Genomic DNA, 26,160 nt, shown 5'->3' on the forward strand with positions numbered 1-26,160 from the left:
CAAGAACGCCCTTCACCTCCCCCGTAAACAGGGGAGGACTGGGCGAGATCAGAGGTAGACGCGGCTGATCGTGTTGTGGACCGCCGGGATCTGCAGGGTGCCGCCCGTCGGCCACGTGAAGACGTGGGCGAAGAGCTTGCCGTTCTTCTTGGTGATCCTGCCCCAGGACGCCTCGGCCGCGAAGGGGCTGCCGCTGGTGCCGTGGATGCTGTCGGCGTGGGTGGCCATCCAGGAGGCGAGCTGTTCAGTGAGCGGGTGGCGGGGCACCCCGCCGGGCGCTACGTGTCCTGCACCAGGACGATGTCCAGCGTCCTGGGCCCGTGGACGCCCTCGACGCGGTCCAGCTCGATGTCACTGGTGGCCGAGGGGCCGGAGATGAGCGTGAGCGGCCGGCGGGGGTCGAGCAGGCTCAGCGCCTCGGGCACGTCCGGGACGATCTGGTCCGCCCGGACCACGCAGACGTGCTGGTCCGGCAGCAGGGTGAGGGCCCGGCGCCCCTGGCCGGGTCCGTGGTCGAGGATCACGGTGCCGGTGACGGCGATCGCGGTGGCGACGGTGGTGACCACGGCGTCCGCCCCGTCGAGTTGTCCCACGGTCAGCGGCGGAGCGTCTTCCCGTCGCGACCAGGGGCCCTGCGGGAGCAGGTCCTCGGGAAACCCGGGCGGCACCACCAGGGTCCGTGCCCCGGTGCGGGCCAGCGCGCGCCCGACGGCCGCCGCCGCCTCGGCCGCCGGAACCCGGACCACCGTGGCTCGGTACTCGCCGGCACGTTCGGCGAACAGCCCGACCACGTCCGGTCCGGCGTGGTCGGCGCGTGGAGTGGGCGGGATCGGTATGTCGTCGGGGTTCTCCGATCCGGGCACGCCGGCCAGGGCTCCCCGTACCGCTCTCAGGACGGTCTCGCGGCCGTTCATCGCTCTCCCTTCCCCTCCGCCGTCGCTGGGCTGTCCCCGTTCACGGGTGTTCTCGTCCGGCCCCACCAGGCACGGAAGGTCTCCCGGGGCGGCAGGGGCGTGTCCCGGCTCTCGGACCAGCGGGCGAACGGACCCGGCAGGGCGCCGATCCGGCCGTCACGGGCCACCAGCCGGGCCCCGAGGGCGGCGAGCTTCTGGGCCGCCGCCAGTCGCCCCGGGGAGGACATGACGGCGCCCGCGGCCTTCATGGCGAGCGCCTCGGTGGTGGGCAGGCGTCTGCTGCGCCGCCCTGCCTCCACGGCCTCCGCGCGCAGGTGGACCAGCACCTCGGGGATGTTGATCTTCACGGGGCAGGCGTCGTAGCAGGCGCCGCACAGGGTCGAGGCGAAGGGCAGCGAGGCCGCGTTCTCGATGCCCACGAGCTGCGGGGTCAGTACGGCGCCGATCGGGCCGGGGTAGACGGACCCGTAGGCGTGGCCGCCGGTGCGCTCGTACACCGGGCAGACGTTCAGGCACGCCGAGCAGCGGATGCAGGCGAGGGCCTGGCGGCCCACGTCGTCGGCCAGCGTCGCCGTGCGGCCGTTGTCGAGGAGCACCAGGTGGAAGTTCCTGGGGCCGTCGCCTTCGGTGACGCCGGTCCACAGGGAGGTGTACGGGTTCATGCGCTCGCCCGTCGACGAGCGGGGCAGGAGCTGGAGGAAGACCTCCAGGTCGGCGAAGGACGGCAGGACCTTCTCGATGCCCATGACGGTGATCAGCGTCTCGGGCAGGGTCAGGCACATCCGTCCGTTGCCCTCCGACTCCACCACCACCACCGTTCCGGTGTCGGCGGCGGCGAAGTTGGCACCCGAGACGGCCACCTTGGCGCGCAGGAACTTCTCCCGCAGGTGGAGCCGGGCCGCCTCGGCGAGATCGCGGGGATCGTCGGAGAGCCCTTCGGGAGCCGGCCTTCCCCACTCCCCCATCTCCCTCCGGAAGATCTCCCGGATCTCGGAGCGATTGCGGTGGATGGCCGGCACCAGGATGTGGGACGGGCGGTCGCGGCCCAACTGCACGATGAGTTCGGCGAGATCGGTCTCGTAGGCGCGGATGCCGGCCTCGGCGAGCGCCTCGTTGAGGCCGATCTCCTGGGTCGCCATCGACTTGACCTTGACGACTTCGGGCTGCTCGGTGTCACTGCCGGCGGACGCCTGCACCAGGGAGGTGACGATGCGGTTGGCCTCGGCGGCGTCCGCAGCCCAGTGGACCACTCCGCCCGCGGCGGTCACCGACTTCTCCAAGCGCAGGAGATGGTGGTCGAGATGGCGCAGGGTGTGGCGTTTGACGGCCGCGGCCGTCTCCCGCAGTTCCTCCCAGTCCTCCAGTTCGGCGGCGACCGCCAGGCGCTTGTCCCTGATGGTGCCGGTCGCCCGGCGCAGGTTCGCCCGCAACTGGGTGTCCGCGAGCGCGGTACGCGCCGCCTGGTGAAAGGGCGGGGTGCCCAGCCATACGACGTTGTCCGCACCGCTCACCGTACGTTCCCTTCCGTGGAGGCCAGGATCTCGGCCAGGTGCCTCGTGCCGACGCCGGTACGCAGGCGCGACAGGCCCCCGCCGATGTGCGTGAGACAGGAGTTGTCGCCCGCGCACACGAACTCGGCCCCGGTGCCGAGGACATGGCGCATCTTGTCGGCGAGCATGGCGTTGGAGACGTCCGCGTTCTTCAGCGCGAAGGTGCCGCCGAAGCCGCAGCAGGACTCGGCGGCGGGCAGTTCGACGAGGTCGATGCCCTTCACGGCGCGCAGCAGCCCGAGCGGCCGGTCGCCGACGCGCAGCATGCGCAGCGAGTGGCAGGTCGGGTGGTAGGTGACGCGGTGCGGGAAGTACGCGCCGACGTCGGTGACGCCGAGGACGTCGACGAGGAGTTCCGACAGCTCGTACACCGTCGGGGCCACTCGCTCGACCGCCTCGGTGAGGGCGGCGTCCCCGTACTGGGCGGCCACCACCCGGTGATGGTCGCGCACCATGCCCGCGCAGGACCCGGAGGGAGCCACGACGGCGTCGTAGCCCGCGAAGACCTCGGCGAAGCGGCGCACCATGGGCAGGGTCTCGGGCCGGTAGCCGGTGTTGAAGTGCATCTGGCCGCAGCACGTCTGGCCCTGCGGGAACTCCACGGTGTGGCCGAGGCGTTCCAGCAGTGCGGTGACCGCCCGGCCGGTGCGGGGGAACATCGTGTCGTTGAAACACGTGATGAAGAGGGCTATGCGCATGGGGTTTCCTGGGGCGGTACCGGGGGCGCGGTGAGGGTCAGGCCGTAGGTCCGCACGGCCGTGCCGGTGAAGACGTCGCGGCGTTCGGCCGGGCTGAGCCCGGCCGTTACGTCGCCGGCGGCGGCGACGACTTCGGCGTAGGTGGCGGCGAGCCGGCAGACGGGCCAGTCGGAGCCGAACATCAGCCGCCCGGGGCCGAAGGCGTCCAGGACGGTGTCGGCGTACGGCCTCAGGTCATCGACCGTCCAGGAGGCCCAGTCGGCCTCGGTGACCATGCCCGAGAGCTTGCAGATGGTGTTGGGGAGGGCGGCGAGGTGCCTGATCCGCTCCGCCCAGGGCGCGAGTTCGCCGGACGCGATGGGCGGCTTGCCGAGGTGGTCGAGGACGAAGGTGAGGCCGGGCAGGCGCCGCGCGGCCAGGGCGGCGGCCGCGAGCTGGTGCGGCTTCACCACGAGGTCGTACACGAGCCCCGCCTCGGCGATCGCGGTCAGGCCGCGCAGTACCTCCGGGCGCACGAGCCAGTGGGGGTCCGGCTCGCCCTGCACCTGGTGGCGCATCCCCACCAGGTGTGCCCCACCGGGGCCGGCGCGCAGCCCGGCGAGGGTGTCGGCGACGTCGGGCGCGGTCAGGTCGGTCCAGCCGACGACCCCGGCGACCAGGTCGCTGCGCTCGGCCACGGCCAGGAACTCGGGGGTCTCTTCCGCCGCCGTGACCGTCTGCACCAGCACGGTGGCGGCGACGCCGGCCGCGCGGGCCTGCGGTGTCAGGTCGGCTAGGGAGAAGTCCCTGCGCAGCGGGGCGAGTTCGGGACCGGTGATCCAGTCCTGGTCGCGCACGGACAGGTCCCAGACGTGGTGGTGGGCGTCCACGATTCCCGGCCCGTGGTCCGCCCCGGTCACAGTTCCCACACCACCGGCAGCGAGGCGTCCGAGCCCTGCGCGGAGTAGTCGTGGACGACGTCCAGCAGCTCGGCCATCCGCGCCTGCCAGGCGATGTTGACCGGCAGCTTCTCGAGTTCGGCGGTCATCGCCTGGTAGTTCTCGACCTCCAGTACGTGGAACAGGTCGGTGCCGCTGCGCCAGATCGTCCACTCGCTCACCCCCGCGGCGCGGATGGCGGCGGTCAGCTCCTCGGGCACCTGCCGGTGCGCGGCGTCGTACTCCTCGACGCGGTCGGCGCGGACCTTGGTGTGCAGGGCGACCTTCACGACGGCTCCTTCCGCGACGGGGTTGCCCCGCCGGGCGCGGTGACGGGTACGGGGGTGTCCGGGTCCAGCAGGCCCTCGGCGCGCAGCTCGTCCCACAGGGCGTCCGGGATCGGGCGCCGCAGCTGCTCCACGGTGTCGCGCACCTCCTCGGGGGAACGGGCGCCGGTCAGGACGCTCGCCACGGACGGGTGGCCGAAGGGGAAGCGCAGCGCGGCGGCCCGCAGCGGCACGCCGTGGCGCTCGGTCACCGCCTGCAGCCGCAGTGCCCGGTCGAGCACCGGCCGCGGGGCCGGCGCGTAGTCGTAGGTGGCACCCGGCCGGGGAGCGGTCAGCAGCCCGGAGTTGAACACTCCGCCGATGACGACGCTGCGGCCGCGGGCGGCCGCCTCCGGGAGCGGTCCGGTGAGCCCGTCCTGTTCCAGGAGGGTGTAGCGGCCGGCTAGGAGCACCACGTCGATGTCGGTCTCGCGCAGGAAGCGGGTGGGCAGGGCGGACTGGTTCATGCCGATGCCGATCGCCCCGACCACGCCTTCGCGGCGTAGCCGCTCCAGGGCCGGGTACGCCTCGCGCAGCGCCTGCTCGGCGTGGTCGTCCGGGTCGTGCAGCAGGGCGATGTCGACGCGGTCGAGGCCGAGGCGTTCCAGGCTCGCCTCGAGGGAGCGCAGCACTCCGTCGGCGCTGAAGTCCCAGATGCGGCGGTGGGTGGCCGGGACGGCGAAGCCGTGGGCGAGGTCGTGGGCGAGGTCGTGGGCGAGGTCGTGGGCGAGGTCGTGGTCCGTCTCGTCCCCGGGGCCGCCCCGCGCGCTCGGTACGAGGAGCCGGCCCACCTTCGTGGAGAGGGTGTAGGTGTCGCGGGGGCGGCCCTGCAGGGCGGCACCGAGCCGCCGTTCCGACAGGCCCAGTCCGTAGTGGGGGGCCGTGTCGAAGGTGCGGACGCCGGCGTCCCAGGCGGCTTCCACCGTGGCGTGGGCGGCCTCGTCGGTGACCGGGTGGTAGAGGTTGCCGAGGGCCGCGCAGCCCAGGGCGAGCTCCGAGACCGCTGCCGCGCTGCCGCCCAGCCTGTTGGTCCTCACGACCGGGCCCCCGGGCGTAGCCGCAGTCCCTGCATGCCGCCGTCCACCGCGAGCGCGGTGCCGGTGACGGACGCCGCGGCCGGACCGGCCAGGTAGACGATGGCGGCCGCCACCTCGTCGGCGGTCACCAGCCGGCCCATGGGCTGGCGGGCGGCCAGAGCGGCCCGTTCGGCCTCGGGGTCGTCGGTGGCGTCGAGCAGCCGGGCCACCCACGGGGTGTCGGCGGTGCCGGGGTTGACGCAGTTGACCCGGATGCCCTCACCGACGTGATCGGCGGCCATGGCCAGGGTGAGGGACAGCACGGCGCCCTTGCTGGCGGAGTACAGGGCGCGCTGCGGCAGTCCGGCGGTGGCCGCGATGGAGCAGGTGTTGACCACGGAGGCGTGCGCGGACCGGCGCAGGTGGGGCAGGGCGGCCCGGGTGGTGCGGACCATGCCGATGACGTTGACGTCCAGGACGCGGTGCCACTGTTCGTCGGGGTTGTCCTCGACGGCGCCGACGGCGCCGATGCCCGCGTTGTTGACGAGGATGTCGATGCCGCCGAGCCGCGCGGCCGCCTCCTCCACGGCGGCGCGTACGGAGGCGTCGTCGCCGACGTCGGCCTTGAGTCCGAGCAGCGGTTCGCGGACGGCTTCCGGATCGAGGTCGAGTACGGCGACGGCCGCGCCGCGCGCCGCCAGCGCGCGGGCCGTGGCGAGCCCGATGCCGGACGCACCGCCCGTGACGAGGGCCTTGAGGCCGGTCAGTTCGGTCATGCCACTTCCTCCTGCGCGGCGCGGTCGGCCACCCAGAACGTGCCGTCCGGGTAGAGGTACTCGGCGATGGACTCCGCACGCATGGTGGCGGAGAAGCCGGGGGCGAGCGGCGCGGTGTAGTGGCCGTCCCGGATCACCACCGGATCGGTGAAGTGCTGGTGGAGGTGATCGACGTACTCGATGACGCGGTTCTCGGTGGTTCCGGAGAGGACCAGGTAGTCGAACATCGACAGGTGCTGCACCAGCTCGCACAGCCCCACTCCGCCGGCGTGCGGGCACACCGGCACCGCGAACTTCGCGGCGAGCAGGAGGATCGCGAGGTTCTCGTTGACGCCGCCGACCCGCGCCGCGTCGATCTGGAGGACGTCGATGGCGCCGGCCTGGAGGAGCTGCTTGAAGACGATCCGGTTCTGCACGTGCTCGCCGGTGGCCACCTTCACGGGAGCGACGGCCCGTCGTACGGCCGCGTGGCCGAGGACGTCGTCGGGGCTGGTCGGCTCCTCGATCCAGTACGGGTCGAACTCGGCGAGCGCGTTGGTCCACCTGATCGCCTCGGGTACGTTCCACCGCTGATTGGCGTCGATGGCGATGCGGATGCCGTCACCGACGGCGGCACGGGCGGTGCGCAGCCGCCGGATGTCGTCGCTCATGTCGGCGCCGACCTTGAGCTTGATCTGCGTGAAGCCGTCGGCCACGGCCTGCTTGGCCAGCCGGGTGAGCTTGTCGTCGGTGTAGCCGAGCCAGCCGGGGGAGGTGGTGTAGCCGGGATATCCGCGCTCCAGCAGGGTGGCCTCACGTTCCGCGAGCCCCCTGCGGCCCTCGCGGAGGAGCGTGAGGGCTTCCTCGGGGGTGAGGGCGTCGGCGATGTAGCGGAAGTCGACCTGGGAGACCAGCCACTCCGGCGAGGCGTGGGCGAGCAGCCGCCACAGCGGCTTGCCCGCCCGCTTGGCCGCCAGGTCCCACACGGCGTTGACCACGGCGCCGATCGCCATGTGCATCACGCCCTTCTCGGGGCCGAGCCAGCGCAGCTGGCTGTCGCCGACCAGATCGCGGCTGACCGATCCCGGATCGGCGCAGAGCTCCTGGACGGAGCGGCCGATGACATGGGGCCGCAGTGCGTCGATCGCGGCGACCTGGACGTCGTTGCCGCGTCCGATGGTGAAGGTGAAGCCGTGTCCTTCGTGCCCGTCGCCGGCGTCGGTGCGCAGGACGACGTAGGCGGCGGAGTAGTCGGGGTCCGGGTTCATCGCGTCGGAACCGTCCAGTTCCCGCGAGGTGGGGAAGCGGACGTCGAAGGTGTCGACGGCGGTGATCCGGGCGGAGGATGTAGTCAAGTCGGTGCTGCCTTTCACGCTTGGGTGAAGGTCTGGCGCTGGCTGCCGAGGCCGTCGACGGAGAGCTCGACCGTGTCGCCGGGGCGCAGGTAGGGAGTGCCGGGAAGACCCAGGGCCACGCCCGCGGGCGTACCGGTGTTGATCACGTCGCCCGGTTCCAGGACCATGTACTGGCTCAGGTACCACACGATGTGGTCGACCGCGAAGATCATGCCGCTGGTGTGACCGTCCTGCCGCTTCACACCGTTGACGCTCAGGTGCAGGCCGAGGTCCTGCGGGTCGCCGGCCTCGTCGGCGGTGACCAGCCACGGGCCGAGCGGGTTGAAGGTCTCGCAGGACTTGCCCAGGTCCCACTGCGACGAGTACTCGAGCTGGAACGCGCGCTCCGATACGTCGTGGCTGATCGTGTACCCCGCGATCACGGCCCGCGCGGCATCCGGTCCGTCCAGGTAGCGCGCCCGGCGGCCGATGACGACCGCGAGTTCGACCTCCCAGTCGGTCTTCACCGATCCGCGGGGGATCAGCACCTCGTCGTACGGGCCGACGACCGTGCCCGGGTCCTTCATGAACACCACCGGACGCGGGGGAATCGCCGCGCCGGTCTCGGCGGCGTGATCGCGGTAGTTCAGGCCGACACAGACGACCTTGCCGGGACGGGCGACGGGCGACCCGGTGCGCAGGCCGTCCCGGTCCAGTTCGGGCAGCTCCCCCGCCGAGACCGCCGCGCGGGCCCGGTCGATTCCCCCGGAGGCGAGGAAGCCACCGTCGATGTCCCGGGTCACGGAGGACAGGTCCAGCAGCCGACCGTCGTCGACGCGTACCGCGGGCCGCTCTTCACCTGGGGATCCGACTCGTAGCAGTTTCACCGGGCAGCTCCCTTGGCGAGCGGGTTTCGGTTTCGTCTTCGGTCCGCCAGTCATCGGATGTATCGCGGGCCACAGCGACATTAGGCGCGGAGATCGCGGCTGACAATGGATTCCTCGGATGTATTTCCTCGCCGCTGCCGTCGATGCTCTCGAAGGGCGACTCTTCCGGAGCCGTACGGAGCACGTCCTCCCGAAGCGCCGTTTCCTGCGAGCAATTGGACATCAGACGCGGTCAGATGGGACCCAGCGATCCCACGACGCTCTGCGGCGCGACGGCCCGGCACATCAAGCCCGTCGCGGACTCTTGTCAACGTCGGCAACGTCGTCGTAACGTCCCGTCCCAGATACATCGGAGGAATGGCCGGATCGCTGGGTGCGTCGTCCCGGCGTACCGCCGCCTCGTCCGGCGCCCCGCCGCCTTTCGCACGGCGCGTACGCCGCCCCCTGCCACCGTCGCCGCGCCCCTGCTCAAGGAGAGAACACGGCCATGAAGCCCACTCGCATCCGCTCCACCGCCGCAGCCGCCACCTCCGTCCTCGCGATGCTGGCCCTCGCCACCGCGTGCAACCGCGAGAGCCCCGGCTCGGCCGCCTCGGGCGGCGACAAGTCCGCCATCGGCATCGACCTGCCCCGCTCCGACTCCGACTTCTGGAACTCGTACGCGCAGTACGTGAAGAACGGCATCAAGACCGATGGCATCAACGCGCTGCCGCTCAGCAACTCGCAGAACGACGTCACCAAGCTGGTCGCCAACGTGCAGGTGTTCCAGAACACGGGCGCCAAGGCCGTCGTCATGGCGCCTCAGGACACCGGCGCCGTCGCCTCCACCCTGGAGACCCTCGCGTCGAAGAAGATCCCGGTGGTCAGCGTCGACACCAGGCCCGACAAGGGCGCCGTCTACATGGTCGTCCGAGCCGACAACAGGGCGTACGGCACCAAGGCGTGCGAGTTCCTCGGCAAGCAGCTGGGCGGACAGGGCAAGGTCGCCGAGTTCCAGGGGGCCCTCGACTCCATCAACGGCCGCGACCGCTCCCAGGCGTTCGCGGAGTGCATGAAGACGAAGTTCCCGGACATCAAGGTCTTCGAGCTGCCCACCGACTGGAAGGGCGACGTGGCCTCCGCCAAACTGCAGAGCCTGCTCGCGCAGCACCCGGACCTGAACGGCATCTACCTGCAGGCGGGCGGTGTCTTCCTGCAGCCGACTCTCGCGCTGCTGGAGCAGAAGGGCCTGCTCAAGCCCGCCGGGCAGGAGGGCCACATCAGCATCGTCTCCAACGACGGCATCCCGCAGGAGTTCGACGCCATCCGCAAGGGCCAGATCGACGCCACCGTCTCCCAGCCCGCCGACCTCTACGCCAAGTACGCGCTGTACTACGCCAAGGCCGCCGCCGAGGGCAAAACCTTCCAGCCGGGTGCGACCGACCACGGCTCCACCATCATCAAGCTGCCCAACGGCCTGGAGGACCAGCTCCCCGCTCCGCTGGTCACCAAGGACAACGTCGACGACACGACCCTGTGGGGCAACAACCTCGGCTGATGACCGGCGTACGCCCGCCCCGCGCGCGGTCGGCAACGGACACCCCCCCGTCCCCCGATCGCCACCTCTCCCCGCAGCCCCGGGTGCACGCCCTACGCACCTCGGCGCCCCAGCCTCCGTACACGAAGGACGGTATCCACCATGGCGGACACCGCGACCGCCCCGGCGACCGGCCCCGGCACCCCGGCCCCGGTGGCCGAGGCGACCGGCATCAGCAAGCGGTTCGGCGCGACCGTCGCGCTGCGAGACGCCCACATCTCCATCGCCCCGGGCGAGTCGCACGCCCTGGTCGGTCGCAACGGCGCCGGCAAGTCGACGCTCGTGTCCATCCTCACCGGCCTCTCGCAGCCCGACACCGGAGCGCTGCGCTTCTCGGGCGAGGCGGCCCCCGCCTTCGGCGACACCGACGCCTGGCGCTCCCGCGTCGCCTGCGTCTACCAGCGCTCCACGATCATCGGTGAGCTGACCGTCGCCGAGAACCTCTTCCTGAACCGGCAGAGCGGCGGCCCGCTGCGGCCCATCCGCTGGAAGCAGCTGCGCCGACGCGCCGAGGAGCTCCTCGGCGGGTACGGCGTCGACGTCGACCCTGCCGCCCGGGCGAGGGACCTCACCGTCGAGCAGCGGCAGTTCGTGGAAATCGCCAGGGCCCTGTCGTTCGGCGCCCGCTTCATCATCCTCGACGAGCCCACCGCGAAGCTCGACGGCCGCGGCATCGGCCGTCTCTTCGGCAAGCTCCGCGACCTGGAGCGCCAGGGTGTCGCCTTCCTCTTCATCTCCCACCACCTGCAAGAGGTGTACGACCTCTGCACCACGGTCACGGTCTACCGCGACGCGGCCCACATCCTCACCGCGCCCGTCACCGAACTCCGCCGTCCCGCCCTGGTGGAGGCCATGACCGGCGAGTCCGCCTCCGCGGTCACCGCCGGCGCCGCACGCCCCCCGGGCACGCGGGCAGACTCGACGGAACTCCTGGCGATCGACGGCCTGACGCTGCCCGGTGCTTTCGAGGGCGTCTCCCTCTCCGTACGCTCCGGCGAGGTCGTCGGGCTCGCCGGCGCCACCGCCAGCGGCAACGTGCAGGTGGGTGAGGCGGTCGCCGGTCTGCACCGCGCCAAGGGCGGCCGGATCTCGGTCGGCGGCAAGGCCGTGCGCACCGGCAGTGTGCCGTCCGCGCTCACCGCCGGCGTCGGTCTGGTCCCCGAGGACCGCCACCACCAGGGGCTGGTCACCAACCGCAGCGTGGCGGAGAACGCGACGCTCACCGTCACCGACCAGCTCGGCCCGTTCGGCACCGTGCTGCCCGCCCGCACCAGGACCTTCGCGCGGCGCATGATCCGGGACCTCGACATCAAGACTCCCGGAGCCGCCACCCCGGTGTCCGCCCTTTCCGGCGGCAACCAGCAGAAGGTCGTCGTCGCCCGCGCCCTGGCCACCGATCCGCACGTCCTCGTGGCCATCCGCCCCACCAACGGTGTGGACGTCAAGTCCAAGGAGTTCCTGCTCGGCAGGATCCGGCAGGTCGCGGACGGCGGCAAGGCCGCGCTGATCGTCTCCGACGAGCTCGACGACCTGAAGGTCTGCGACCGGGTGGTCGTCATGTTCCACGGGCGGGTGGTGGCCGAGTTCGACCAGGGATGGAAGGACGAGGACCTCGTCGCCGCCATCGAGGGCGTCGCCGGCGACCCGGCTCCCGCCACCGCGTCTCCAGCCCCCGCGTCTCCCGCCACCACGTCTCCCGCATCCGCCCCACCCGCCTCATCCGCCTCATCCGGCGCAGACGAGCACGGAAGGTAGCCATGTCCGCCACCACAGAACTCACCGAGCACGCACCGGGCACGGCGGCGCCGGCCGCGGCGGACACCGCCCGCCGCCGGATCGGCCTCGGGAGCTTGCGCGAACTGTCCCTGGTCCCGGCGATCCTCGTCCTGGGCCTGATCGGGTACATCGTCTCGCCGGCCTTCCTCACCGCCGACAACCTGATCGGTGTGGCTCAGCAGTCCACCGAGCTGAGCCTGCTGGTGCTCGCCACCACCTTCGTCCTGATCGCCGGCCGGATGGACCTGTCCCTGGAGTCCACCATCGGCGTGGCTCCCGTCATCGCCGTGTGGCTGATCCTGCCCGCGAGTGGGGGCCGGTTCACCGGACTCGGCCTCTTCCCCGAGTGGACGGCCGTCCCGCTCTGCCTGCTGGTCGGGGCGCTGATCGGTGCCGTCAACGGCTTCCTCATCCTCAAGCTGCGCCTCAACGGCTTCATCGTCACCCTCGGCGCCCTGACGCTGCTGCGCGGACTGCAAGTCGCCCTCTCCGAAGGCCAGTCCATCGTCGAGCTGCCCTCGTCCTTCACCTACCTGGGCAGGGCGTCCTGGCTGGGCGTGCCCGCCGCGATCTGGGTGTGCGCGCTGCTCTTCGCGGTCGGCGGCAGTGTGCTGGCGTGGCTCCGGCACGGCCGGGCGCTGTACGCGATCGGCGGCAATGCCGAGGCCGCCCGTACCGCGGGCATCCGCGTCGACCGCGTCGTGTGGATCGTCCTCGTCCTCGGCAGCGTGCTCGCCGCGTTCGCCGGTATACTTTATACGGGGCACTACGGCTCCATCTCCGCCACGCAGGGCAGCGGCTGGATCTTCCAGGTCTTCGCCGCGACCGTCATCGGCGGAGTGAGCCTCAACGGCGGCAAGGGTTCCGTTTTCGGCGCCCTCACCGGCATCCTCACCCTCCAGCTCGTCGTCAACGTCATGACGCTGGCGGGCGTACCGCCCCTGTGGAACCAGTTCCTCAATGGCGCGATCATCATCGTCGCCCTGGTCATCTCCCGGTTCGCGTCCGGCGAGAAGCAGGAATAGCCACGTCCCGCATGCGGCTGCGCAGGCCCCGGTCCGGGTCCGGCCCAGCCACCGCCCCGCACCCACCCGGCACTGAGAGGCACGTAAGTGGCACTGACGGACGAGGCGATCGACAAGATCAAGGCGATGATCCTCGACGGCGAACTCGCGCCCGGATCCCGCCTGCCCAAGGAGGAGATCCTCGCCGGACAACTCGGCTTGTCCCGGAATTCGCTGCGCGAGGCCGTCCGGGCGCTGACGGCCATGCGCATCCTGATCACCCGTCAGGGCGATGGGACGTACGTTTCCAGCCTGGAGCCCCATCTCCTGCTGGAGAGCCTTTCCTTCGCCGCCGATGTCTCCCAGGGCCACACGGCCCTGCAACTGGTCCAGGTACGCCGTCTGCTGGAACCGCAGGCGACCGGACTCGCCGCTGCCCTGCTGACACCGGACGACCTACGGGAACTGCGCGACATCCTCGACAGGTCCCGGGCCGCCACCACCGTGGAGGAGTTCGTCGCCCACGACATCGCCTTCCATCTCAGGATCGTCGAAGCCGTCGGCAACCCCGTGCTGTCGATGCTCCTGCGGGTACTCTCCACCCGCACCCAGCGCGTCCGCATCGTCCGCGGCAGCCGGACCCGTCACGCGTTGGACAACGCCCACCAGGACCACGAGCAGATCCTCCGCGCGCTCCAGTCACGCGACGCCCTGCTGGCCGCCTCCGCCGCGACCGTCCACATCACGGCCGTGGAGCAGTGGCTGGCCGCCAGTCTGAACGACGACCCGCTGCGGGCGATCGACGACTGACCGCCCGGTCTTCCCTCAACCACCGCGCACCGGTGGCGCCGACACGCCGTCGTCACGGTGCGGGAGGGGCAGGCAGCCGGGTGGGATCGGCGATGATCTGCCGGACGGTCGACCATGCCGCGCCCAGGACCGGTCCGCGCCGCCCCAGGGCGGAGCGGCGCACCGCCTCCGGGGTCCAGGGCCGGACGGTGACGCGGGCGGCCAGTTCGGCGCGTACCGGTGGGAGGAGCCAGTCGGCGAGTTCGGCGTAGGCGCCGCCCAGGACGAGGGCGTCCGGGTCGATCAGGTTCACCGCCGAAGTGAGGGCGAGGCCCAGGGCCCGTCCCGCCCGGTCCAGGGCGCGCAGGGTCGCGGCGTCCCCTGCGCCCGCCCGCTCGGCCAGCAGGGCCACCGGGTCGGCGACGTCCGCCAGCCCGGCCTCGCGCAGCACGGCCGCTTCGCCCGCGTACTGCTCCAGGCAGCCGCGTGCCCCGCAGGCGCAGGGGGCGCCCTCCGGGTGGACGGGCAGGTGGCCGAGTTCGCCCGCGAAGCCGCGGGCGCCCCGGAACAGCTGCCCGTCGATGACGAGGGCGGCACCGATGCCGGCCTCGGCGGAGACGTGTACGAAGGTCTGCGCGGCCTGCTCGGTGTGCCAGTACTCGGCCAGCGCCCCGAGGTTGGCCTCGTTCTCCGGATCCGGCACGGTGTCGGGGTCGGGCCAGTGGTCGGCGAGGCGGACGGCGTGCCAGCCGAGGTTGGGCGCACGCTCGACCAGCCCGCGCGGCTCGTTCGGCACCACCCCCGGCACGGCCAGTACGCGGCCCTCGACGCGCAGCCCGAGGGCGGCGGCCCCGGACTCCGCCTCGGCGCCCAGCGCGGCGGCCTCCGCCAGCACCTGCCCGGCCGGCCGGCCCGCGTTGGCCCGCTCCACGCGACGCCAGACCCGGGGTTCACCGCGCAGGTCCACGACGCACGCGGCGAGATGGGTGACTCCGATCTCCAGGCCGAGGCCCGCGGGCCCCCGATCGTTCAGGGCCAGCGCCCGTCCGGGGCGGCCGACCCGTCCGCTGGGCGCGGTCTCCGTCTCGGTCAGAGCTCCGCGACCGATGAGCTCGTCGACCATGGAGGAGACGGCCGGCCTGGTCAGGCCCGTGTGCCCGGCGACGTCCGCCCGGGAGAGCGGGCCGTGCGCGGCGACCGCGCCGATCACCACCGCGAGGTTCTGCCGGCGCATCCCCTGCTGTGAGGCGGGCGCGGCCTCCACGCCACCGCTCGCCCTCCCGATCCCCGCCATGGAGCCGACCCTCCTATCGTTGTGCGGGCGGGGCCTCCTGCAGGGCCCGCGCCCGCCGCAGCGTACTGGTGATCCGTTCGAGCGTGTCGTCGTCACGGGGTACGGGCTCCAGTACCCGGCCCCCGGCGGTCCGCCAGCGCCGGGCGACAGCGTCGGCGGGCTCACCCGTGAGCAGTGCGGCGGCCTGGGCGGCGGCCCCGAGCGCGACCAGTTCCCGGGCCTCGGGCACCTGAACCGCTCGGCCGGACAGCCGCAGGACGGTCCGCTGCCAGGCCCTGCCGCGGGCTCCGCCGCCGATCAGCAGCAGGGGTTCGTCGGGGGCGGGGTTCTCGCCTCCGGCGCGCAGCACGTCGTCCAGGGCAGCGAGCAGGGCTTGGGCGGCGCCGTCGTAGGCGGCCTGGAGGAGCTGTCCCGGCGTGGTGTCGTGGCGCAGGCCGTGGACCAGGCCGGACGCGTACGGGAGGTCGGGAGTGCGCTCACCGTCCAGATGGGGAAGTACCACCACCGTGCCGCCTCCCTCGACGTCCTCGCGGTCGCGGCCGACGAGCGCGGCGAAGCGGTCGACGGCGAGGGTGCAGTTGAGCGTGCAGGCGAGCGGCAGCCAGCCGCCGAGGGCATCGGCGAAGCCGGCGACGGTCCCGCCCGGGTCGGCGGGCCGGGTGCGGCCGACGGCGTAGACGGTGCCGGAGGTGCCGAGGCTCAGCACCGGACGGCCGGGTGTGAGGCCCAGCCCGAGGGCGGCGGCCATGTTGTCACCGGTCCCGGTGGCCACCAGCGCGCCCCGGCGCAGTGGCATACCGGCTCGGACGGCGCCCGCCGGGGCGCCCGGCGGGAGGACCTGCGGCAGCAGCCCGGGGTCGAGGCCGATCCGGCCGAGGACGTCCTGGTCGTAGCCGTCCGGGCCCCACCAGCCGGTTCCCGAGGCGTCACCGCGGTCCGTCACCGCCTCACCGGTCAGCCGCTCCGTCAGGTAGTCGTGGGGAAGCCGGACGGCCGCGACGCGGTCGGCGGCGGCACGTTCGTTCGCCCGCAGCCAGGCCCATTTGGTGGCCGTGAAGGCGGCTGTCGGGACGCTTCCGGTGCGGCGGGCGAGTTCTGCCGCGCCGACGGCGGCTGTGAGCTCGGCGGCCTGCGGGGCGGAGCGGACGTCGTTCCACAGCAGCGCCGGCCGGACCGGCCGTCCGGCCGCGTTCAGGGTGACCAGGCCGTGCTGCTGGCCGGCGATCGAGACGGCGGCCGCGCGATCCGCGCAGCCCGTCCGCGCCACCGCCTCGCCGAGCGCCCGCCACCACTGCTCGGGGTCGCTCTCCCGGCCGGCCCCCTCACTGACGGTGTGTGCGGCGCGGCCCTCGCCCACGACGGCGCCCGTGTCGATGTCGACGGCGAGGGCTTTCGTGGACTGGGTCGAGCTGTCGACACCGATCACGACACGCTGAGCAGACATGCGTTCCTCCGGTGGGGTTCCTTCTGGCGTCTCGGCATACTAATTTGTTTTTCGTCATTACAAATAGCCCTCGGCCCAGATCCGGAGCGCCTCATGACCAGCGACCCGCTCGTCCCCACCCCCGCGCACAAGTTCACCTTCGGCCTGTGGACCGTCGGCTGGCAGGGCCGGGACCCCTTCGGTGACGCCACCCGACCCGCCCTCGACCCGGTCGAGTCCGTGGAGCGGCTGGCCGCACTCGGCGCCTACGGCGTCACCTTCCACGACGACGACCTGATCCCCTTCGGCGCCGGGGACGCCGCACGCGAGCAGACGGTCAAGCGCTTTCGCACCGCCCTGGACACGGCCGGGCTGAAGGTGCCGATGGCCACCACCAACCTCTTCACCCACCCCGTGTTCAAGGACGGCGCCTTCACCGCCAACGACCGGGACGTGCGCCGGTACGCGCTGCGCAAGACGATCCGCAACATCGACCTGGCCGTGGAACTCGGCGCCTCGGTCTACGTCGCCTGGGGCGGCCGCGAGGGCGCGGAGTCGGGCGCGGCCAAGGACGTGCGCACCGCCCTCGACCGGCTGAAGGAGGCCTTCGACCTGCTGGGCGAGTACGTCGAGAACCAGGGATACGACCTGCGCTTCGCGATCGAACCCAAGCCCAACGAGCCGCGCGGCGACATCCTGCTGCCCACCATCGGCCACGCCCTGGCGTTCATCAACGAGTTGGAGCGGCCCGAGCGGGTGGGCCTCAACCCGGAGGTCGGCCACGAGCAGATGGCCGGGCTGAACTTCCCGCACGGCATCGCCCAGGCCCTCTGGCACGACAAGCTGTTCCACATCGACCTCAACGGCCAGACCGGCATCAAGTACGACCAGGACCTGCGCTTCGGTGCGGGCGACCTGCGCCAGGCCTTCTGGCTGGTCGACCTTCTGGAGTCGGCCGGCTACGACGGCCCCCGTCACTTCGACTTCAAGCCGCCGCGTACCGAGGACTCCGCCGGCGTCTGGGCCTCGGCGGCCGGCTGCATGCGCAACTACCTGCTCCTGGCGGAGCGTGCCCGCGCCTTCCGGTCCGATCCGGAGGTCCAGGCCGCGCTCGCCGCCTCCCGGCTGCCCGAACTGGCCCTCCCCACCGCCGAGGACGGCCTGGCCGGGCTACTGGCCGACCCGTCCGCCTTCGACGCGTTCGACGTCGACGCCGCCGCCCGCCGCGGCATGGCCTTCGAACAGCTGGACCAGCTCGCCCTCGAACACCTCCTCGGCGCCCGCTGAGCCGGTGCACCCAAGAGCCGGGCCGTTACGTTCCACGGCCCGGCTCCGCCATGCGGGAACCGCCAGGGGGCGGTGACCGACCGACCGACCGATCGACCGCCCGACCGGCCCGGCCGGCTCAGGCCGGGTAGGCGAGGGAGGCCTCCAGGGTGCCGGCGGGCCTGGCGTGAACGGTTCCGGCCGGTCCGCCGAACCGCAGCTGCCAGGGATGCGGACTGTCGGTGCTCACGTGGAGGTGGTCGCCCTGACGGCGCAGGCTGAAGCGGGCCGTCTCACCGGGGCCGTCGGTGCGTGGAATCACGACGGTGCGCTCGGCGCCGTCGGCGAAGGCGTGCACCCGCAGTTCGACGCCGTCCGCCCAGGCGGAGACGGGGTGCTGGTCGTCGGCGGCGAGCGGGATGACCGAGTCGGGGCGGGCCAGCAGCGGCAGGGTGTGGAAGCCGTGCTGTTCGCGGACCCAGCGCGGACCGGTGATCTGAGCACCGGTCAGGACGTTCGTCCACGTTCCCTCCGGCACGTAGTAGTCGACGGTGCCGTCGTCCGTGAAGACCGGGGCGACGAGCAGGTCGTCACCGAGCAGGTACTGCCGGTCGAGCGCGGCGGCGGCGGGGTCGTCGGGGAATTCCAGCACCATGGCGCGCATGACGGGGATGCCGGTGGCGTGGGCCTGCTGGGCGGCGCGCTGGAGGTAGGGAGCGAGGCGGTGCTTGAGCAGCGTGAACTCCCGGGTGACCTCGACGGCCTCCTCGCCGTAGTCCCACGGGACGCGGTAGGACTTGCTCCCGTGCAGGCGGCTGTGCGAGGAGAGGAGGCCGAACTGCACCCAGCGCTTGAACACGGCCGGGGTCGGGGTGCCCTCGAAGCCGCCGATGTCGTGGCTCCAGAAGCCGAAGCCGGACAGGCCGAGGGAGAGCCCGCCGCGCAGTGACTCGGCCATGGCGTTGAAGTGCGATTCGCAGTCGCCGCCCCAGTGGACCGGGTACTGCTGGCCGCCGGCGGTGGCGGAGCGGGCGAAGAGCAGCGCCTCGCCCTCGCCGCGTTCCGCCCGCAGCAGCTCGAAGACGGCCTGGTTGTAGAGGTGGGTGTAGTAGTTGTGCATCCGCTCCGGGTCGGAGCCGTCGTGCCAGACGACGTCGGTGGGGATGCGCTCGCCGAAGTCGGTCTTGAAGCAGTCCACGCCCTGGTCCAGCAGGGTGCGCAGCTTCCCGGTGTACCAGTCGCGGGCGGCGGGGTTGGTGAAGTCCACCAGGGCCATGCCGGGCTGCCACAGGTCCCACTGCCACACGCTGCCGTCCGGGCGGCGCACCAGGTAGCCCTCGCGCATGCCCTCGGCGAACAGCGCCGACTTCTGGGCGATGTAGGGGTTGATCCAGGCGCTGATCCGCAGTCCCCGCTGCTTGAGGCGGGCGAGCATGCCGGCCGGGTCGGAAAAGGTGTCCGAGTGCCACTCGAAGTCGCACCACTGGTATTCGCGCATCCAGAAGCAGTCGAGGTGGAAGACGCTCAGCGGGATGCCGCGCTCGGCCATGCCGTCGACGAAGCGGTTGACGGTGGCCTCGTCGTAGTCGGTGGTGAAGGAGGTGGTCAGCCACAGGCCGAGCGCCCAGGCCGGGGGCAGGGCGGGGCGGCCGGTGAGGGCCGTGTAGCGCTCCAGGATCTGCTTGGGGGTCGGGCCGTGGACGACGAAGTACTCCAGCGACTGGTCCTCGACGCTGAACTGCACCTGGCCGACCGACTCGGAGCCGACCTCGTAGCTGACCTTGCCGGGGTGGTTGACGAAGACCCCGTACCCCCGGTTGGTCAGGTGGAAGGGGATGTTCTTGTACGCGTGCTCGCTGCTGGTGCCGCCGTCGGCCTGCCATATGTCCACGACCTGCCCGTTCTTGACGAACGGGGTGAACCGCTCCCCCAGCCCGTACACCGACTCTCCCACGCCCAGTGAGAGTTGCCCGAGCATGAAGTGCCGGCCGGCGGCGTCGGTGACGAAGCCGGTGCCGCGCTCTCCCACGGAGGTCAGCATCCGCCCGTCGGCGGTGAACTCCAGGTGCCACGGCTGGGAGGTGTCCACGCGCAGCGACAGCTCACCCGCACGGAGCTCGACCACCGGGCCGTCCCGGAACACCTTTCCCACATCCGGTTGAGCGCCGGGCAGCGCGAACTCCGGCCCGCGCGGCACCGTACCGGCGTGGTGGGTGACGCGGACCCCGATCACGCCCTCGGCCGGCGACCAGCATTCGACCGTCAGCAGCGCGCTGTTGAGCATGCCGCTGCGGCCGCGTACGTGCTTCACCGGTGCGTAGAGGGTCATCCGGTGCTCGTCCGCCTGGACGTCCGCGACCTCGGTGGCGTAACGCGCGGTGACGCCCGGGCGCATCAGCCAGTAGCCGTCGGTGAACTTCATCGGGTCGCTTCCTCCGTCCGCGCGTGGTGCGCGGTGATCAGGCCCCGGTACCAGTGGTAGCTGTCCTTGGGCGTTCGGGTCAGGGTGTCGTAGTCGACGTGGACCAGGCCGAAGCGCCGGCCGTAGCCGCGCGCCCACTCGAAGTTGTCCAGCAGTGACCAGACGTAGTAGCCGCGCACGTCCACCCCCGCGCGGATGGCGTCCGCGACGGCGGCGAGGTGGTCCGCGAGGTAGTCGATCCGCTCGGTGTCGTGGACCCGTCCGTCGGGGCCGGCGGTGTCCACCTCGGCGGAGCCGTTCTCGGTGATCCAGACCGGCGGACTCTCCGGGTAGCGGGCGCGCAGTCCGAGGAGCAACTCGGTCAGCGCGTCCGGGACCACGGGCCATCCCATGGTGGTGTGCCGGGTCCCGTACGGGTCCAGCTCGGTGACACCGATGTCCACGGCGGTGCGCAGTGCGGGGTCGTTCGCGCGGTGGGGCGCGGCGGCGACGGTGATCGGGCGGTAGAAGTTGACTCCGAGGAAGTCCAGCGGGGCGCCGATCAGCTCCAGATCGCCCGGCAGCCGCCAGGGACCGTCGGCGAGGCCGCCCCAGGTCTCGGCCTCGTGGGCGGGATAGCGGCCGGCGAGGAGCGGCTCGGTCCAGACTTCGTTGTGGAGGACCTCGGCGCGGCGCAGGGCCGCTCGGTCCTCGGGCAGAGCGGAGGCGGGATGGATGCGGTCGAGGTTGAGTGAGATCCCGACCTCCTGGGCGCCCGCGGCGCGCAGCTCCCGTACCGCGAGGCCGTGGCCGACCAGCAGGTGGTGTGCGGCTGCCAGCGCGCCGCGGCCCTCCTCGGCGCCGGGCGCGTGCCGCCCCTCGGCGTAGCCGACGAAGGCGGAGCAGTACGGCTCGTTGAGGGTGATCCAGCGCTCCACCCGGTCCCCGTAGCGCTCGGCCGCGAGGGCCGCGTACTGCGCGAACGCCTCGGCGGTCTCCCTGACGCGCCAGCCGCCGCGGTCCTCCAGGGTCTGGGGCAGGTCCCAGTGGTAGAGGGTGACGGCGGGGGCTACTCCGGCGGCCAGCAGGTCGTCGATCAGGCGGTCGTAGAAGTCCAGGCCCTTGGGGTTGACCGGTCCGGTGCCCCGGGGCAGCAGGCGGGGCCAGGAGATCGAGAAGCGGTAGCTTTCGGCGCCGAGCCCGCGCAGCAGGGCGACGTCCTCGCCGTGGCGGTGGTAGTGGTCGCAGGCCGTATTGCCCGTGGCACCGTCGAGCGTACGGCCGGGGGTGTGGCTGAAGGTGTCCCAGATGGACGGACCGCGGCCGTCCTCGTCGTGGGCGCCCTCGATCTGGTAGGCGGCGGTCGCCGCACCGAAACGGAACCCGGCGGGCAGTTCCGGGAAGGCCGGGGTGCTCATGGGCGGTACTTCATGGGTCTGTCGGGCTCCTCGGTCTCGGGGGCGGCGCTCAGTGCGTGGGGCGGCCGGGGCGCGCGGGGCTCAGTACGAGGGGCGGCCGGGCGCGCGGGCCGCCCGCGCGCGGTCTGCCCGGTCCGGTGGTGCCGGGGGGGGGCAGAGCTCCGGCGCCAGGCCGCGCTCGCGCAGCCAGGCCAGTTGGACGGGCGGGTTGGAGCCGCAGCCGCCGCCGTGGTCGCCGAACGGCCACACGGTCATGGTGCGGTCCTCGCCCGCGTAGTGATTGAAGGCGGCGTAGACCGTGGAGGGCGGGCAGACGGGGTCCATCAGGCCCACGCTGAACAGCGTCGGCGCGGTGGCCCGCCGGGCGAAGTGGACGCCGTCGAAGTGGTCGAGGGTGGCGAAGGCCGGCTCCACGCGGTGGCGGCTGTGCCAGCGCAGGTACTTGGCGATCTCCTGGTACGGGCCGTCGCCGCACATCTCGGCAGCGCGGCGGAAGTGGCACAGGAACGGGACGTCCGGCATCGACGCCGCCACGCGGTCCCCGGCGAGACCGGCGACGGCGAGCGCCAGACCGCCGCCCTGGCTGCCTCCGGCCACCACGATCCGACGGCCGTCGAGTCCGGGCAGCTCCGCGACCGCGTCCACGGCCCGCACGCAGTCGGTGATCAGTCGCCGGTAGTAGTAGTGGTCGGGAGAGTCGATGCCGCGGGTCATGAAGCCCTCGACCCACTGCGTACCGTCGCCCACGCCCCGGTCCGGGGTGTCGTGGCCCTGGCCCCGGCTGTCCACGACGAGTTGGGCGTAGCCCGCGGCGGACCAGACCAAGTGGTCGGTGGGCAGTCCCCGACCGCCGCCGTAGCCCATGTAGGTGACGACGACCGGGAGCGGTCCGGCCGCGTTGCGCGGGCGCAGCAGCCAGGCGGCCACCGGCTCGCCGTTCCACCCGGGGAAGCGCACGTCGTCGACCTCGACGGTGTGCAGCAGGTGCTGGGCGGTGACCCGTTCCACCTTGACCGCTCCGCCGTGCGACCGGGCTTCGGCAAGGGTCCGCTGCCAGAAGGCGTCGAAATCTATCGGATCGGACGACTCTGGTCGGTAGTGGACGAGTTCGTCCACGCCTATATCGGTGAGCGGCATGGTGGCTTCCTCCGGTCGGAGAGCTGACGAGGTGACGAGGTGGCGGAGCAGCTTGGCGGCCGCAGGGAGCCGCGCCCCGCAGGTCCGGGCACTGGTGTGGGGAGAGGTAGCGGCCCGCCCCCCCGGACGGGCCGCCGGTCTCGCGGGTGCGGGCCTCAGGCGGTCCCGCCGGACGTCGTGAAGCTGAAGGCGGCCAGCCGGAAGCCGCCGTGCAGCGTCAGCCGCAGGTCGTGGACGCCGGCCGGCGGAGCGGCGAGCTCGGCGGCGACGGTCGTCCACGTGTAGCGGTCGCCGGTGACCGGGACACCGATCTCGGCCAGCAGCCGGTCACAGGCCCGGAGTTCCAGCCGCGCCTCCCCGGAACCCGCGTTCTCGAGGGCGGTCTCGGCCTCCACCCGGACCGCCCCGGAGAGGTCGACATCGCGGAAGAGGAGCGTCGCGGGCCGCGCCGGATCGGCCGGAGTCACCGCGTCGCCGCTGGTGCGGGTGGCGTCGACGATGGTGGTGTCCGCGTGGTCGTCGAAGTCGACGGTCAGGGTTCGACGCCCGACGACCACGCGGGGCTCGGGGGCCGGCCCGGTCACCGTGAGGCGTGCGGTGAGGACCGGGTGCTCCGCGGAGCGGCCGGCGGTGATCTCGTATCCGCCGGGGTCGACGGTGAAGGCGCCGGTCGCGGTGGACCAGTGGGCGAGCCGGTCGGCTGGGAGCGAGAACCTCAGCTCCCGGCTCTCGCCCGGCTCCAGGCGGACCTTCAGGAAGTCGGCGAGGCGCCGCCGGGGGGCCTCGTAGCGGGCGTCCAGCGCCCGGACGTAGAGCTGGACCACCTCGCTGCCCGTCCGTCGGCCGGTGTTGGCCAGTGTCACCGTGACGTCCACCGAGCCGTCCTGGCCGATCGACGGCTGCGACATTCTCAGGTCGCGGTAGGCGAAGTCGGTGTAGGACAGCCCGTGGCCGAAGGGATAGAGGGGCGCGGCCCGGTGGTACTGGTAGGTCCACCCGGCCTTGATGATGTCGTAGTCGAGGGGGTCGGGCAGCGGGTCCTCGCCCCGGTACCAGGTCTGCGGCAGGCGGCCGGCGGGCTCGGCCTCCCCGAGCAGCACCGCGGCCAGCGCGTGGCCCGTCTCCTGCCCGCCGTGGGAGGTCCACACCACGGCGGGCAGGTGCTCGTCGGCCCAGTCGACGGCGTACGGGTAGCTGCTCATCACCACCAGCGCCGTCTCGGGGCAGACGGCCGCGACCGTTCGCAGCAGTGCCTCCTGCGTCTCCGGCAGGTCGATGCCCGCGCGGTCCTCGGTCTCGCGGCCGTTGACCATCGGGTGGTTGCCGAGGACGACGACCACCGCGTCGGCCGTCTCCGCTGCCGCCCGCGCCCGGGCCGCGCCGTCGCGCAGCAGCTCCCGCTGCCAGCGCTCGGCGGCGTCCGGGGTCAAGGCGGTGACGGTCACCCGGCCGTCGGCCGGGTCCACGGCGGCGTAGCGTCCGGTGAGCACGGAGCGCAGCAGCACCGCACCGTCCCCGGCCGGTTCGAACCGGAAGGTCTCGTTGACCTCCCAGCTCTTGAGTACCTCCTGGTCGGCCACCAACGAGTCGTCGCCCTTGAGGCTCAGGTAGCGGCCGGTGTCGGCGGCGCGCAGGGTCAGTACGCCGCGGCCCCAGTCGGCCGCGTCGAAGGCGGTCTTGCCCAGCAGTTCCCCGGTGGCCGTGGAGCGCAGCTCGATCCGGTCGGCGCCCTCCTCGCAGACCACCTCGCCTCCGTGGACACCGAGCGCCTCGGCGAGTCCGGCGGTGACGCTGACCTGGTAGGGCATGGTGCCGCTGTACCAGTCCTCGCACAGCGTGTCGGCGAGTGGGCCGATGACGGCGATCCGCGGCGTCCGTGCCGCGTCGAGCGGCAGCAGGCCGTCGTTCTTGAGCAGCACCACCGACTCGGTCGCGGCATGCCGCGCCAGCTCGCGGTGCTCGGCGCAGTCGATGACCTCGGGCCCGATGGCGGCGTAAGGGTCCAGCTGGGGGTCGAACTCACCGAGCCGGAAGCGGAGTTCGAGCTGCCGCCCGACGGCACGGTTCACATCGGCCTCGTCGATCAGGCCGCGCTCCAGGGCCTCGCGCAGTCGGCCGACCGGCGGCGCGCTGTCCTCGCCGTGGTCGGTGAAGCTGTCGATGCCCGCCTTGAGCGCCGCCGCGTGGGACTCGGCGTGGTCGTCGAAGTACTCCTCCGGGTCGACCAGGTTGGACGGGGCTTCGGCGTCGCTGACCACGAACAGCTCGTGGCCGGTCGGCTCCGCCCAACGGCGCAGTTCCGCCTCGATGAGCGGGCTCACGTGGCAGGGACGGCCGTTGACGAGGTTGTAGGCGGCCATGGCGCCGGTCGCGGCGCCGGATGCGACGGCGGGGCGGAAGGCGGCCAGGTCGTACTCGTGCAGCACGCGCGGGCGCAGCCCGGAGGAGGTGGTGCAGCGGTCGTCCTCGTTGTTGTAGGCGAGGAAGTGCTTGAGCACCGGGGCCGCCCGCAGGTAGGCCGGGTGGTCGCCGGACAGGCCGCGGCAGTACGCCTCCCCGAGACGGCCGGTGTGCACCGGGTCCTCGGAGTAACCCTCCTCGTTGCGCCCCCAGCGCGGGTCGCGCAGCAGGTTCAGCACGGGCGCCCAGGCCTGGAGGCTGTGGGGAGCACTGCCGAGGACGGGCGGGCGGTGGTGGTGGAAGGCGCGCAGTTCGGTCGAGACCGCCTCGGCGACCCGGTGCACCAGTTCCTCGTCCCAGGTTGCGCCGAGGCCGACGGCTTGCGGGAAGACGGTCGCCACCCCCATCCAGGAGACCCCGTGCAGGGCCTCGCTGCCGGTTCGGAAGGAGCCGACGCCGAGGCGCGGGACCGCCGGTGCGCACTGGTGCAGCATCGCGATCCGTTCCTCGATCGTGAGCCGTTCGAGCAGGTCGTCGACACGCTTGCGCAGCGGTAGCGCCGGATTGCGGAAAGGAGGCAGATCGGCTGCGGTCGCGGACAGGGAACTCACGTGAAAACCCCTCGGCAGGCTGGGCATCATGACCATTCATCGAAGCGCTTCGACGCTGACATGAACGAGTGTCACTGGCAACTGTCCCTGGCGCAAGCAGTTGTTGCATTGATTCAGGCTCTTGCAGAACCCATATCCTGCGGGCGGGCTACGCCACGGAATCTAAGCGCTTCGACACGTCCTGCTGCTGGGCCTCGTGGTGCTGGTCGTCGCGATCCTCCAGGAGGTGCGCGGACGGCGGCGGGCCGCATCGTACGGGCTGGAGCCGCTGCCGGCCGGGCTGTTCCAGGCTGTCCGGGGTGAAGAGCAAGCGGGTCGTCTTCCTCGCCTTCGTGAACATGGGCGTCCTCGCGGCCCTGGCCGGGATGGTCTTCGCCGCGCGGCTCAACGCCGGTACCCCGCAGGCCGGCATCAACTTCGAGCTGGAGGCGATCGCCGCCGCCTTCATCGGCGGGGCCTGCGCGAGCGGCGGTGTGGGAACCGTCATCGGCGCGCTCACCGGCGGTCTGGTGCTGGGCGTACTGAACAACGGCATGTCACTGGTCGGCGTGGGCACGGACTACCAGCAGGTGATCAAGGGCCTGGTACTGCTGGCGGCCATCGGCTTCGACGTCTACAACAAGCGCAAGGCCGGAGGCTGACCCTGCCCCTCCTCGGCTCGGCGCCGC

General features: G+C 72.3%; 21 protein-coding genes and 2 pseudogenes. 6 read left to right on the plus strand and 17 right to left on the minus strand.

Features of this window, described 5'->3' with window-relative positions:
• Nucleotides 1-51 precede the first annotated feature (51 nt).
• The 10 genes and pseudogenes from J7F03_RS31700 to J7F03_RS31745 form a co-directional block, all read right to left on the minus strand.
• Nucleotides 52-240, minus strand: a pseudogene (locus J7F03_RS31700) (glycosyl hydrolase); the annotation flags it as partial.
• A 38-nt stretch (nucleotides 241-278) separates the two neighbouring features.
• On the minus strand, nucleotides 279-914 hold the full coding sequence (locus J7F03_RS31705; protein ID WP_214955616.1) for an LUD domain-containing protein: 636 nt from the start codon (nucleotides 912-914) through the stop codon (nucleotides 279-281).
• Nucleotides 911-2,425: a LutB/LldF family L-lactate oxidation iron-sulfur protein gene (locus tag J7F03_RS31710; protein ID WP_214955618.1), complete on the minus strand. Its 1,515-nt coding sequence runs from the start codon at nucleotides 2,423-2,425 to the stop codon at nucleotides 911-913. Before J7F03_RS31710 ends, J7F03_RS31705 begins: the two co-directional genes overlap by 4 nt.
• Nucleotides 2,422-3,162, minus strand: a complete 741-nt coding sequence (locus J7F03_RS31715; RefSeq protein WP_214955620.1) for a (Fe-S)-binding protein — start codon at nucleotides 3,160-3,162, stop codon at nucleotides 2,422-2,424. Before J7F03_RS31715 ends, J7F03_RS31710 begins: the two co-directional genes overlap by 4 nt.
• Nucleotides 3,153-4,061 (minus strand): amidohydrolase family protein, encoded by a 909-nt coding sequence (locus J7F03_RS31720; protein ID WP_308380039.1) that lies wholly within the window; start codon nucleotides 4,059-4,061, stop codon nucleotides 3,153-3,155. The genes J7F03_RS31715 and J7F03_RS31720 overlap by 10 nt, the downstream gene beginning before the upstream one ends.
• Complete coding sequence (locus J7F03_RS31725; protein ID WP_214955622.1) at nucleotides 4,058-4,369, minus strand: L-rhamnose mutarotase; 312 nt, start codon at nucleotides 4,367-4,369, stop codon at nucleotides 4,058-4,060. Before J7F03_RS31725 ends, J7F03_RS31720 begins: the two co-directional genes overlap by 4 nt.
• Nucleotides 4,366-5,442, minus strand: a complete 1,077-nt coding sequence (locus J7F03_RS31730; RefSeq protein ID WP_214955624.1) for an aldo/keto reductase — start codon at nucleotides 5,440-5,442, stop codon at nucleotides 4,366-4,368. Before J7F03_RS31730 ends, J7F03_RS31725 begins: the two co-directional genes overlap by 4 nt.
• Complete coding sequence (locus tag J7F03_RS31735; protein ID WP_214955626.1) at nucleotides 5,439-6,197, minus strand: SDR family NAD(P)-dependent oxidoreductase; 759 nt, start codon at nucleotides 6,195-6,197, stop codon at nucleotides 5,439-5,441. The genes J7F03_RS31730 and J7F03_RS31735 overlap by 4 nt, the downstream gene beginning before the upstream one ends.
• Nucleotides 6,194-7,531, minus strand: coding sequence for an L-fuconate dehydratase (locus tag J7F03_RS31740; protein ID WP_214955628.1), 1,338 nt, complete (start codon nucleotides 7,529-7,531; stop codon nucleotides 6,194-6,196). Before J7F03_RS31740 ends, J7F03_RS31735 begins: the two co-directional genes overlap by 4 nt.
• 14 nt (nucleotides 7,532-7,545) lie before the next feature.
• Nucleotides 7,546-8,397: a fumarylacetoacetate hydrolase family protein gene (locus J7F03_RS31745; RefSeq protein WP_214955630.1), complete on the minus strand. Its 852-nt coding sequence runs from the start codon at nucleotides 8,395-8,397 to the stop codon at nucleotides 7,546-7,548.
• Nucleotides 8,398-8,884: 487 nt separating this feature from the next.
• Between J7F03_RS31745 and J7F03_RS31750 the strand changes: the two genes are divergently transcribed.
• From J7F03_RS31750 to J7F03_RS31765, 4 genes are all read left to right on the plus strand, one after another.
• The gene (locus tag J7F03_RS31750) at nucleotides 8,885-9,934 is read left to right on the plus strand and encodes a sugar ABC transporter substrate-binding protein (RefSeq protein WP_214955632.1); all 1,050 of its coding nucleotides are present in this window, start codon (nucleotides 8,885-8,887) and stop codon (nucleotides 9,932-9,934) included.
• Nucleotides 9,935-10,075: 141 nt separating this feature from the next.
• Nucleotides 10,076-11,728 (plus strand): sugar ABC transporter ATP-binding protein, encoded by a 1,653-nt coding sequence (locus J7F03_RS31755; RefSeq protein ID WP_214955634.1) that lies wholly within the window; start codon nucleotides 10,076-10,078, stop codon nucleotides 11,726-11,728.
• 2 nt (nucleotides 11,729-11,730) lie between these two features.
• Nucleotides 11,731-12,774: an ABC transporter permease gene (locus J7F03_RS31760; protein WP_214955636.1), complete on the plus strand. Its 1,044-nt coding sequence runs from the start codon at nucleotides 11,731-11,733 to the stop codon at nucleotides 12,772-12,774.
• 87 nt (nucleotides 12,775-12,861) lie between these two features.
• A complete protein-coding gene (locus J7F03_RS31765) occupies nucleotides 12,862-13,563 on the plus strand; it encodes a FadR/GntR family transcriptional regulator (RefSeq protein WP_214955638.1) in 702 nt (233 codons plus the stop codon).
• Nucleotides 13,564-13,615: 52 nt separating this feature from the next.
• Here J7F03_RS31765 and J7F03_RS31770 read toward each other — a convergent pair whose 3' ends face one another.
• Entirely contained in the window at nucleotides 13,616-14,836 is a 1,221-nt protein-coding gene (locus tag J7F03_RS31770) for an ROK family protein (RefSeq protein ID WP_214955640.1), read from the minus strand.
• Nucleotides 14,837-14,849: 13 nt separating this feature from the next.
• Complete coding sequence (xylB, locus tag J7F03_RS31775; RefSeq protein ID WP_214955642.1) at nucleotides 14,850-16,280, minus strand: xylulokinase; 1,431 nt, start codon at nucleotides 16,278-16,280, stop codon at nucleotides 14,850-14,852.
• A gap of 93 nt (nucleotides 16,281-16,373) precedes the next feature.
• Here xylB and xylA point away from each other — a divergent pair, with 93 nt between their 5' ends.
• Nucleotides 16,374-17,546: a xylose isomerase gene (xylA, locus tag J7F03_RS31780; RefSeq protein ID WP_214955644.1), complete on the plus strand. Its 1,173-nt coding sequence runs from the start codon at nucleotides 16,374-16,376 to the stop codon at nucleotides 17,544-17,546.
• Nucleotides 17,547-17,664: 118 nt separating this feature from the next.
• On the opposite strand, the gene yicI is transcribed toward xylA, so the two are convergent.
• From yicI to J7F03_RS42805, 5 genes are all read right to left on the minus strand, one after another.
• A complete protein-coding gene (gene yicI / locus J7F03_RS31785; RefSeq protein WP_214955646.1) occupies nucleotides 17,665-19,947 on the minus strand; it encodes an alpha-xylosidase in 2,283 nt (760 codons plus the stop codon).
• A complete protein-coding gene (locus J7F03_RS31790; protein ID WP_214955648.1) occupies nucleotides 19,944-21,344 on the minus strand; it encodes a GH1 family beta-glucosidase in 1,401 nt (466 codons plus the stop codon). Before J7F03_RS31790 ends, yicI begins: the two co-directional genes overlap by 4 nt.
• An 81-nt stretch (nucleotides 21,345-21,425) precedes the next feature.
• Entirely contained in the window at nucleotides 21,426-22,481 is a 1,056-nt protein-coding gene (locus tag J7F03_RS31795; protein ID WP_214955651.1) for an acetylxylan esterase, read from the minus strand.
• Nucleotides 22,482-22,636: 155 nt separating this feature from the next.
• Nucleotides 22,637-25,492, minus strand: coding sequence for a glycoside hydrolase family 3 C-terminal domain-containing protein (locus J7F03_RS31800; protein ID WP_308380040.1), 2,856 nt, complete (start codon nucleotides 25,490-25,492; stop codon nucleotides 22,637-22,639).
• 148 nt (nucleotides 25,493-25,640) lie between these two features.
• Complete coding sequence (locus tag J7F03_RS42805; RefSeq protein ID WP_374104417.1) at nucleotides 25,641-25,802, minus strand: hypothetical protein; 162 nt, start codon at nucleotides 25,800-25,802, stop codon at nucleotides 25,641-25,643.
• Here J7F03_RS42805 and J7F03_RS31805 point away from each other — a divergent pair.
• Nucleotides 25,777-26,133 (plus strand): annotated as a pseudogene (locus tag J7F03_RS31805) (sugar ABC transporter permease); the annotation flags it as partial. The gene J7F03_RS42805 and the pseudogene J7F03_RS31805 overlap by 26 nt on opposite strands.
• Nucleotides 26,134-26,160: the final 27 nt, after the last annotated feature.

Origin of the sequence: Streptomyces sp. ISL-43 (assembly GCF_018614195.1) — a bacterium.
Classification (GTDB): Bacteria; Actinomycetota; Actinomycetes; order Streptomycetales; family Streptomycetaceae; genus Streptomyces.